Source organism: Streptomyces sp. GESEQ-4, assembly GCF_017948455.1.
Classification (GTDB): Bacteria; Actinomycetota; Actinomycetes; order Streptomycetales; family Streptomycetaceae; genus Streptomyces.
In genome coordinates, this window is record NZ_JAFFSU010000007.1 from 143688 (window position 1) to 154039 (window position 10352).

The 10352-nt window shown below is 71.1% G+C and carries 10 protein-coding genes; 7 read left to right on the top strand and 3 right to left on the bottom strand.

Features of this window, described 5'->3' with window-relative positions; all coding sequences use genetic code 11:
* Positions 1-91: 91 nt before the first annotated feature.
* On the top strand, positions 92-1723 hold the full coding sequence (locus KCH48_RS16260; protein WP_210574780.1) for a transposase: 1632 nt from the start codon (positions 92-94) through the stop codon (positions 1721-1723).
* Between the two features lie 30 nt (positions 1724-1753).
* Here the strand turns inward: KCH48_RS16260 and KCH48_RS16265 are convergent, their stop codons facing one another.
* Together KCH48_RS16265 and KCH48_RS16270 are read right to left on the bottom strand one after the other, a co-directional pair.
* Entirely contained in the window at positions 1754-3151 is a 1398-nt protein-coding gene (locus KCH48_RS16265; protein ID WP_210574782.1) for a GntP family permease, read from the bottom strand.
* A gap of 70 nt (positions 3152-3221) precedes the next feature.
* Positions 3222-3740 carry a gluconokinase gene (locus KCH48_RS16270; RefSeq protein ID WP_210575044.1) on the bottom strand — a complete coding sequence of 173 codons (519 nt, stop codon included), beginning with the start codon at positions 3738-3740 and terminating at the stop codon, positions 3222-3224.
* 159 nt (positions 3741-3899) lie between these two features.
* Here KCH48_RS16270 and KCH48_RS16275 point away from each other — a divergent pair, with 159 nt between their 5' ends.
* On the top strand, positions 3900-4601 hold the full coding sequence (locus tag KCH48_RS16275) for a FadR/GntR family transcriptional regulator (protein ID WP_210574784.1): 702 nt from the start codon (positions 3900-3902) through the stop codon (positions 4599-4601).
* Here the strand turns inward: KCH48_RS16275 and KCH48_RS16280 are convergent.
* Positions 4598-5023: a YchJ family protein gene (locus KCH48_RS16280; protein ID WP_210574786.1), complete on the bottom strand. Its 426-nt coding sequence runs from the start codon at positions 5021-5023 to the stop codon at positions 4598-4600. The two genes, KCH48_RS16275 and KCH48_RS16280, sit on opposite strands and share 4 nt — an antisense overlap.
* Before the next feature lie 366 nt (positions 5024-5389).
* On the opposite strand from KCH48_RS16280, the gene KCH48_RS16285 reads away from it, so the two are divergent.
* From KCH48_RS16285 to KCH48_RS16305, 5 genes are all read left to right on the top strand, one after another.
* Entirely contained in the window at positions 5390-7255 is a 1866-nt protein-coding gene (locus KCH48_RS16285; protein WP_210574787.1) for a phage tail sheath subtilisin-like domain-containing protein, read from the top strand.
* A 20-nt stretch (positions 7256-7275) separates the two neighbouring features.
* Positions 7276-7800, top strand: a complete 525-nt coding sequence (locus KCH48_RS16290; RefSeq protein WP_210574788.1) for a phage tail protein — start codon at positions 7276-7278, stop codon at positions 7798-7800.
* Positions 7801-7823: 23 nt separating this feature from the next.
* The gene (locus KCH48_RS16295; protein WP_210574789.1) at positions 7824-8546 is read left to right on the top strand and encodes a hypothetical protein; all 723 of its coding nucleotides are present in this window, start codon (positions 7824-7826) and stop codon (positions 8544-8546) included.
* Positions 8539-9276 carry a hypothetical protein gene (locus tag KCH48_RS16300; protein ID WP_210574790.1) on the top strand — a complete coding sequence of 246 codons (738 nt, stop codon included), beginning with the start codon at positions 8539-8541 and terminating at the stop codon, positions 9274-9276. Before KCH48_RS16295 ends, KCH48_RS16300 begins: the two co-directional genes overlap by 8 nt.
* A 79-nt stretch (positions 9277-9355) precedes the next feature.
* Positions 9356-10339: a DUF4255 domain-containing protein gene (locus KCH48_RS16305; protein WP_210574791.1), complete on the top strand. Its 984-nt coding sequence runs from the start codon at positions 9356-9358 to the stop codon at positions 10337-10339.
* Positions 10340-10352 lie beyond the last annotated feature (13 nt).

The window sequence follows — 10352 nt, forward strand, 5'->3', positions numbered from 1 at the left end:
GGGGAACAGGAATTCCTGCCTCGAATGCGTGACCTTTGCGAGCGGGCCTCGTTGGACGCCATGACGGGGTCAACGGGGCGGGGGTGGGGAAGTGGGAGGGCTGCGGACGATCGCTGCGCCATTCGTGGCGTCCGCACCGGCCGCGGTCGCTGTCCGCACCCGGATCAAGCACCTCAGTGCGCAGGACGAGAAGGTTCTTGAGCTGGTCGGCGTGCATCTGGGCGCGCTCGCGTCGGGGGACCTCAAGGCGCGCTGCGCGGACGGACTGGAGCACTCCGCCGAGGCATGGGCGGCCCGCAAGCGGGGGTTGACGGCGGTTTCGTCGGCGCGCTGGGCCGGGACGATCACTAAGGCGTCGCACGACCAGTGGGCACTGGCACGGCGCGGCCAGCTTGCCCACATCCACGACCTGGAGGCTGGCATTGCCGCGATCACGCACCGGCTTTCCCTCCCGGTCGGGGCGAAGGGGACGAAGAAGGCGCCGGGGGGATACCGCTCGCGGCGCGAGTGGCACGCCAAGTCCCGTCGTTTGCAGGCCCTTCAGGACCGGCTGGAGAAGGAGCGGGCCGACCGCGAGGCCGGGGTGGTTCACGTGGTGCGCGGCGGCAAGCGCCTGGCCCGCACCCGCCACCATCTGGATTTGGCGCAACTGACCGAGGACCAGTGGCGCACACGGTGGCAGGCCGAGCGCTGGTTCCTCACAGCGGACGGCGAGTCCGGCAAGCGGTACGGCAACGAGACCATCCGCATCACCCCCGGCGGCGACGTGAGCATCAAACTTCCCGCCCCGCTGACGGGCCTGGCCAATGCCCCGCACGGCCGGTACGTCCTGACCGGCACGGTGCGCTTCGCCCACCGGGGCGGCGAGTGGGCCGACCGCGTCGAAGCCAACCGGGCCGTCGCCTACCGCCTCCACTACGACTCCGGGCGCGACCGCTGGTACGTGACCGCCTCCTGGCAGCTCCCGCCCACCCCGGCTATCCCCATCGAGGCCGCGCTCGCCGAGGGGGTGGTCGCGGTGGACACCAACACCGACCACCTGGCCGCCTGGCGCCTGGACGTGCACGGCAACCCGATCGGCGAGCCGCGCCGTTTCTCCTACGACCTGTCCGGCACCCGCGAGCATCGCGATGCCCAGGTCCGCCACGCCCTCACCCGGCTTCTGCACTGGGCCCGCACCTGCGGCGTGAAGGCGATTGCCGTCGAGGATCTGGACTTCACGGCGGAGAAGACCCGCGAGAAGCACGGTCGCAGGAAGTGGTTCCGGCGGCTGATCTCCGGCGTGCCCACGGCCCGGCTGCGGGCACGCCTCACCTCCATGGCCGACCGCATGGGCATTGCCATCATCGCCGTGGACCCGGCCTACACCAGCCGCTGGGGCGCCCAGCACTGGCAGAAACCCCTTACCAGCATCAACCGCAAGACGACTCGCCACGACGCGGCAGCCGTGGCGATCGGCAGGCACGCCCAAGGGCACCCGATCCGGCGACGGACGGCACCGCCCCTGCACGACCGGAGTGATCGTGTAGGGCATCGGACCGTCCAGGCCTCATCGGGGACCTCTTGGCGTGAGGAACCCCACCCCCGCATGCCCGGACCACGGACGAGATCCGTGCGGGCCGGATGCGGAGCGAACGCGGGGAACCAGGACGCCCAACACTGTTCGGGGCGTTCGGCTGAGCATGAGCCCTGGCACCAGGACTCACTCCCGCTCAGTCTCTAGGAACCGTGAGCCGTCATCGTCGTACGCCTCCTAAATCACCAGGGACAACAGCAGGACGATGCCGCCCGCGACCACCGAGATGATCGTCTCCATGACGGACCAGGTCTTGATGGTCTGGCCCACGGTCAGGCCGAAGTACTCCTTCACCAGCCAGAATCCGGCGTCGTTGACATGGCTGAAGAAGAGCGAGCCGGCGCCGATGGCGAGGACCAGCAGGGCGGTCTCCGTGGTGGACATGCCGGCCGCGAGCGGGGCGACCAGACCGGCCGCCGAGACCGTGGCCACCGTCGCCGAACCGGTCGCGAGCCGGATCGCCACCGCGATCAGCCAGGCCAGCAGCAGGGCCGGGATCGACCAGTCCTCGGAGATCTCCAGGATCATCTGGCCCACGCCGGAGTCGATCAGCGTCTGCTTGAAGCCGCCGCCCGCGCCGACGATCAGCAGGATGCCCGCGATGGGCGCGAGGCCCTTCTCGACCAGCCCGGAGACCCGCTCCTTGGCGAAGCCCGCGGGCCGCAGCAGCGTGAAGATGCCCAGCAGCACGGAGGCGAGCAGGGCGATCAGCGGGGAGCCTATGACGTCGAAGATGCGCTGCGTGGTGTTCTCGGGGTCGTCGATGACGATGTCGACGAGCGCCTTGGACAGCATCAGGACGACCGGCAGCAGGATGGTGGTGAGGGTCGCGCCGAAGCCGGGGCGGTTCTCCAACTCCTCGGAGGCGCGCTGCGGGATCATCTTGTCGGGGGCGGGGACGTCGACCCAGCGGGCCGCGTACCGCGAGAACAGCGGGCCGGCGATGATCACCGTCGGGATGGCGACGAGCACGCCGAGCGCCAGCGTGACACCCAGGTTGGCTTGGACCGCGTCGATCGCGACCAGCGGGCCGGGGTGCGGCGGCACCAGGCCGTGCATCACGGACAGGCCCGCGAGCGCCGGGATGCCGATGCGCATCAGGGAGTAGTTGCCGCGCTTGGCGACCATCAGCACGACCGGGATCAGCAGGACGACACCGACCTCGAAGAACAGCGGCAGACCGATCACGGAGGCGATCAGCACCATCGCCCACGGCATCGAACGGCCGCTCGCCTTCGCGAGGATCGTGTCGACGATCTCGTCCGCGCCGCCGGAGTCGGCGAGCATCTTGCCGAGGATCGCGCCCAGCGCGATCAGGACGCCCACGCCCGCGACCGTGGTCCCGAGTCCGGTGGTGAAGCTGGTGATCGCCTTGTCCAGCGGCGCCCCGGCGAACGCGCCGAGCGCCAGCGACCCGATGGTCAGCGACAGAAAGGCGTGCAGCTTGAACTTGGTGATGAGCAGGACGATGACGGCGATGCCCGCCAGGACGGCGATGCCCAGCTGAGCGTGGCCGGCCGAGGTGATGGGCTCGACGGTGTCCGCTGCCAGCAGCTCGGCGTTGAGTCTGGTCACGGGTGTTCCCTTGCAGGTACGGGGATGGGGGGAGGGGCGTGGGGGGCCCGGATCACCGGGAGAATCGGGGTTACTGCGTCGGCTCGGGGAGCGCCGCGAGGGCGGTCATGGCTCGCTCGGTGATCTCCTCGGGGCTGCCGGAGACGTCCACCGCGACGCCCGCCTCGTCCGGCTCCAGCGGCTGGAGCGTGGCGAACTGGGAGTCGAGGAGGGCCGTCGGCATGAAGTGGCCCTGGCGGTGTGCCATCCGGTCCTCGATGAGGGCACGGTCGCCGGTGAGGTGCACGAAGACGATGCCGGGAGCCGCGGCCCGCAGCCGGTCGCGGTACGACCGCTTCAGCGCGGAGCAGCTGACCGCCCCGCCGAGTCCCGCCCGCCCGTGCGCCCAGGAGCCGATGGCGTCCAGCCAGGGCCACCGGTCCTCGTCGGTGAGCGGGGTGCCGGCCGACATCTTGGCGATGTTGGCCGGCGGATGGAAGTCGTCGCCCTCGGCGTACGGGACACCGAGCCGGGCGGCGAGCAGGGGACCGATGGTGGTCTTGCCGGTGCCCGCGACACCCATGACCACGACGACATGGGGGGAACGCAGCTGCTTCATCGTGCTCTCACTGTCTGCATGCATGTCTCCGTCGACACGTGCCTCGAAAAATCTGAATGAACTGAAGCTCATTAGGTACGACGAATTCAAGAGTCTGTGACAAATAAGTCTGACTTTTTGATTCCGTGACCTTCCCCGTACGCTGAGTGCATGAGCGCACCGGGCCGGGGGCTGCACGGCCATGTACTGGAATCCCTCGGCCCCGCGATCACCGCGGGCGAGTACCCGCCGGGCAGTGTCCTGCGCACGGACGAACTTGCCCAGCGGTTCGACGTGTCACGCTCGGTGATGCGCGAGGCGGTCCGCGTCCTCGAGTCCATGCACCTGGTCGAGTCCCGCCGCCGCGTGGGCGTGACGGTCCGCCCCAAGGCGGAGTGGAATGTGTACGACCCTCAGGTCATCCGCTGGCGGCTGGACGGCGCCGACCGTCCCCGGCAACTGCGCTCCCTCACCGTGCTGCGTTCCGCGATCGAACCGGTCGCCGCGGGCCTCGCCGCCAAGCACGCCACCGCCGAGCAGTGCGCCGAACTCACCGAGTGCGCCCTCGGCATGGTCGCCCACTCCAAGGGCCACCAGCTGGAGGGCTACCTCCTCCACGACGTCGCCTTCCACCGCGTGATCCTCAACGCCTCCGGGAACGAGATGTTCGCCCGCCTCGGAGACGTCGTCGCCGAGGTTCTCGCGGGCCGCACCCATCACGACGTCATGTTCGACGACCCCGACCCGGCCGCCGTCACCCTGCACGTCCAGGTCGCCGAGGCGGTCCGCGCGGGCGACGCGGCCCGCGCCGAACACCTGACGAGGGAAATCACCGAGGGCGCCCTCCAGGAACTGGACATCCTCGCGCCCTAGTCGGCCAGGAACTCCCCGTCCACGTACACCCACGCCCCGTCCACCCGCTCGAACCGGCTGCGCTCGTGCAGTGAGCCGCCCCGGTACGAGGCGCGGAAGGTGACCGTCCCGCTGGAGTGGAACGCCGACCCTTCGCCCGTGCCGAGGATCTCCAGCCCCGTCCACTTCATCCCGGGATCGAACTCGACCCGCTCGGGCCGCGTCCGCGGATGCCAGGTGCGCAGCAGATGCGCCTCGTCCCGTTTCGTAAAAGCGCTGTAACGCGAGCGCATCAGCGCCTCCGCGGTCGGTGCCGCCGCGTCACCCCGATGAAACCGGCCACAGCACTTCTCGTACGTCTCCGCAAGACCGCACGGACAGGAACGTGTGTGCGCGGCGAAGGAAGCGCGTTCTGGCCGGTGAGCCGCGTTGCGTCGGGACATGCCTCCATTCTGCTGCAACACCGGGTGTGAAGAGATCGTGGAGCATCCGTTCCGACACGCGCACATCGTGTGCGAGTCATGTTCGGCACCCTCCATCGAACCTCCCTCAGGGCTGGCGTGAACACGCCTTGTATGCCAACTGCATACTCACCAAGGTGGGTTGCGCACATGAGCATCAGGAGTTACAAGCGCGCTGCTTGTCCTGGACGGCCGTCCGTCCGGGAACTGACGGGGGAAAGCTGATGCGGTGTCCGTGGACCGGCCGCGTAGTCACGCGCCGGGGTCTCCGCGTGCGCCGGAACGGAACTCACCCTCTGCCGCCTCTTGGTGCCTTTGACCGGTGCCTGAGAAGGGATTGGAGGGGGAATGCCGACGAATGCAGTGAGCGCCGCCAGGCCGACGTACCCGGGCGTCTACGTCGAAGAGCTTCCCAGCAGCACCCGCACGGTCTCCGCCGTGACCACTTCGGTGACCGCCTTCGTGGGTCACACGCGGCGCGGTCCGCTGAACGAGCCGGTGCGCGTCACCGGATTCGCCGAGTTCGAGCGCCGCTTCGGCGGACTCAGCTCGCAGAGCGCCGTCGCGTACGCGGTGCACCAGTTCTTCGCGGGCGGCGGTTCCGTCGCCGTGATCGTCCGGGTCGCCAAGGCCGGCAGCGGCAAGGCCGCATGCGTCGTCCTGGAGTCCACCGAGGGCCACAGCGAGTCCCGCGTCCTCGAAGTCCACGCCAAGGAACCCGGCGTGTGGGGCAACGGCCTGCGCGTCGCCGTCGACTACGACACGCCCCACCCCGACGAGACCTTCAACCTGCGGGTGTACGACGCCAAGGGCGACGCCCGCGAGAGCTTCACCGGCCTGTCCATGGACGCCTCGCACGGCCGGTACGCACCGACCGTGATCAACGCCGGCTCGAAGCTCATCCGCGTCGAGGCGGTCGGCGAGGGCCGCCCCGACCCGTCCGGCACCGTCTCCAAGCCGTTCGGCGACGAACTGCCGAACCTGGAGGTCGACCTCACCGTCAAGATCGGCGACGTGGAGCGCGAGTTCAAGCTCTACGACCCCGACTGCGACGGCGAAGCCCCGTGCAGCGTCGCCGAGTTGGCGCTGCTCCTCGAGCGCAAGCTGCGCGCGCTGCCCGACGCGCCCGGCAAGCACGCCTTCGCCGGCGCCGAGGTCACCGCCTTCGGCCGGCGTATCCAGGTCGTCGCGGGCTCCACCGACCCCGAGGACGTCGTCCGCTTCCTCGGCGAGTGCGCCAACGACCTGGGCCTGGAAGCCTCGGTCAACCCGCCGGTGTTCCCGCTGGAGGGCGGCGAGGACGGCGAGGCCCCCGGCCCGCGCGACCTCATCGGCTCCGAGGCCGACAAGACCGGCATCCAGGCGCTGCGCGGCGTCGCCGACGTCAACCTCCTCGCGCTGCCCGAGCTGGCGGCGTACGAGAACACCGAGGACATGGTCACCGTCGTCTCGGCGGCGCAGCGGCTGTGCCAGGAGCGGCGGATCTTCCTGCTGGTCGACGCGCCCAGCACCTGGGTCAGCGTGGACACCGCACGCGCCGGGCTCGCCGCGTTCGACGCCGTCCGCGGCAGCCACGCCGGCCTGTACTTCCCGCACATCCAGCTCACCGACCCGCTCACCGGGCGGCTGCGTGCCTTCCCGCCGTCCGGCGCGGTCGCCGGCGTCATCGCGCGCACCGACTCCGAACGCGGCGTGTGGAAGGCACCGGCCGGCACCGAGGCGCGGCTCGCGGGCGTGCGCTCGCTCACGGTCGAGCTGACCGACCGGGAGACCGGGCTGCTCAACCCGCTCGGCGTCAACTGCCTGCGCACCTTCCCGGTCACCGGCCCGACGGTCTGGGGCGCGCGCACGCTGGAGGGCTCCGACGCGCTGGACAGCGAGTGGAAGTACGTGCCCGTGCGGCGGCTCGCGCTGCACGTGGAGGAGAGCCTCCAACGCGGCCTGCAGTGGGTCGTGTTCGAGCCCAACGACGAGTCCCTGTGGCAGCAGATCCGCCTCAGCGCCTCCTCGTACCTGCACACGCTGTTCCGCCAGGGCGCCTTCAAGGGCAAGACGCCGCGCGAGGCGTACTTCGTCAAGTGCGACCACGAGACCACCACCGACGAGGACATCGCCAACGGCGTCGTCAACGTCCTGGTGGGCATTGCTCCGGTCCGCCCGGCCGAGTTCGTGATCGTCAGGATCCAGCAGACGTCCGGGCAGTTCGAGCTCTAAGGAATCCCGAGGACATTTCGATGGCAGAGTTCACGGTCAACGCCCATCGGTTCGACCCGTACAAGAACTTCAAGTTCCTGGTCCTCTGGGACGGTCGTGCGGTCGCGGGCATCAGCAAGATCAGTCCCCTGAAGCGGACGACGGAGGTCGTCAAGCACCGGCACGGCGGCGACCCGTCGTCGCCGCGCAAGTCACCCGGCCGCTCGGAGTTCGAGGGCATCACCCTGGAGCGCGGGGTCACCCACGACCCCGAGTTCGACCGCTGGGCCAACAAGGTCTGGCAGGTCGGGGCGGGTCTCGGTTCGGAGGTCTCCCTCGCGGACTTCCGCAAGGACATCGTCATCCAGGTGCTCAACGAAGCCGGGCAGGTCGCCGTCTCGCACAAGCTGTACCGGACCTGGCCCAGCGAGTACCAGGTGCTCGGCGAGCTGGACGCCAACGCCAACGCGGTGGCCATCCAGTCGCTGAAGCTCGAGTGCGAGGGCTGGGAGCGGGACTACGAGGTGCCCGAGCCTCAGGAGCCGTCGTTCCTCAACCCGGCCTGAACTGAAGGACCTTGGGGGAGTTGATGGCTGGGGCGGCTGATCTGCTGGCCACCTGGGAGGCCGGGCTCGGCGCGGCGCCGGCCGGGCGCGCGGTGCTGCTGCACCGCACCGCGCGCCCGGACCTCGACGCCGCCGCCCTGCCCCGGCTTCCGGTCGGGGAGCGCGAGTCGGACCTGTTCACGTTGCGCCGGGCACTGTTCGGCGAGCGGATGCAGGTACGGCTCGCGTGCACGGCGTGCGGCGAGGACATGGAGTTCGACCTGGACGCGGGGGAGTTCGCCGCGGGCCTCGGCGCGGGCGGCGACTCAGTCGTACGGGTGTCCGAGGGTGGCTGGGAGATCGAGTTCCGGCTGCCCGGTGTCGCCGACCTGACGGCGGCGGCCCGGGCCGCGGACCCGCGCGGGGAGCTGATCGCGCGGTGCCTGGTCTCGGCCGAGTACGCCGGTGAGGTCCGCCCCGCCGACGCGCTGCCCGCGCCCGTGCAGCACCGGATCGCCGAGGCGGTCGAGGCCGCCGACCCGGGGGCCGACGTGACGCTCAACGTGGCCTGCCCCGAGTGCGGGCAGGCCACCCGGGCCGAGCTGGACATCGCCTCGTACCTCTGGACCGAACTGGACGCCTGGGCACGGGACGTGCTGCTCGACGTCCACCTGCTCGCCACCGCCTACGGCTGGAGCGAGCCGGAGATCCTGGCGCTCAGCCCGCTGCGGCGCCGCTACTACCTGGAGCTGTGTGCGGATGTCTGACGCCGACGGGGCGCCGGCCCCCGACTTCCTCGACCGGCTGCTCGCCCGGCACGCCGCCCCGGCCGCGGCGCCACGGCCGGGCGTGGTGCGGGTACAGCCCCGGCTGCCCGGCCCGTTCGAGCGGATCGAGGCGGTACGGGCCGGAGCGCCGGAACCGGACGGCACCGACCTGCTGTGGCCGGCCTCGACCCCGACGGCCGACCCGACGCCGGACGTACCGCGCCCGGCGCCCGCCACAGCCGGACCGCGCACGGTACGCGAGCGGACGATCGTACGCACCGAACGGGCGCCCGCCGACCCGGTCGTACGCAGCCTGCCTCCCGTCGTCGCGGAGGCACCCCTGCTGCGCCCCGCCACGCCGGTCACCCCCGGCCCGCGACCCGCGCCGGACACCACCCGGCGCACGGCGGGCCCGGCCCGCTCGGACCAGAACACGTCCCGGACCGCGGCGTCCGCACCCATCCCCCCGGGCACGGACGCCGCCCCCCGCACCCCGGCACCGGGCCTGCGCCCCAGCGCCGCGGAAACGGCGGCGGCCCGCGAGGCCGTACGGCAGGCCGCGGCCCGGCGGCCGGGGCGGGCGGCCGAGCAGGTGGTGCAGGTGCAGATCGGGCGGCTGGAGGTCACGGCGGCGTCGCCCGCGGGCGGTGCCGGCCGGCGTACGGAGACGGCGGGGCGGCAGGGGGCGACCGTGAGCCTCACGGAGTACCTGGCGCGGGGGCGCGAGTGAGCGGGCTCAGCTGTTGTATCCGTCCGCGCTGTTGTAGCGAAGAGACCAGCGGGAACCGAGGAGTCGAGGAACCGACGTCATGAGCAACGCACTTGCCCTCGCCCATGTCACCACGGCTCTCGCCCTGTTGATCGAGGCCAATCTGCAGCCCGAGATCGACATGGCCGTCAAGGTCGAGCCGCGGAAGCCGCCGGCCGATCCGCCGACGGACCCCACCATCACCGTGTTCCTGTACCAGGTCACGCCCAACACCTCCCAGCGCAACAACGACCTGCCGACCCGCGCGTCCGACGGCACGCTGCTCAAGCGGCCCGCCGCGGCGCTGGATCTGCACTTCGTGATCAGCGCGTACGGCGAGGAGACGGAGCTGGTCGGCCAGCGGCTGATCGGTTCCGTGGTGCGCACGCTGCACGAGATACCCGTGCTGCCGAAGGACATCATCGAACTGGCCGGGGAGCGGCCCTACTTGGCGGGGAGCGACCTGGCCGAGGCAGCACAGCGGGTGCGGTTCGCGCCGACGGTGATGGACATCGACGAGACCTCGAAGCTGTGGGGGATGCTGCACCAGACCCCGTACTCGCTGTCGGTGGTGTACCAGGCGGCACTCGTCTTCATCGAGGGCCGCGAGACGCCGACTCCGGCGAAGCCGGTGGAGCGGCACACGGCACGGGTGCTGCCGTTCGGGGCGCCGGGGGCGCCGGTGCCGCCGGGAGGGGCGGAGGCGTCGCCGGCGGGTGAGAGCGGTGCGCCCGAGCCTGTTGGGGAAGAGGCATCTGCGAAGGCCGTCGGCAAGGCGCCCGCCGAGTCCGTGGCGAAGGGGCCTGAGAAGGCGCCGGCCAAGACAGTCGCGAAGGCACCCGCGAAGGCGCCCGCGAAAGCCGCCGCCAAGGCGCCTGCTCGCGCCCGTAAGGAAGCGCAGCCGGGGAAGACGGCGCAGGCGGGCAAGTCCGCGCGTGGCGCGGCCAAGCGCACGGGGGCCGTGACGTCCGGGGACTCGTCGTCGGAATCCTCTTCGGGTTCGGGCTCCTCTCCGGCAGGCGGCCCCGAGGGCGCGGAGAGCTGAGGCGGCGTGGGGA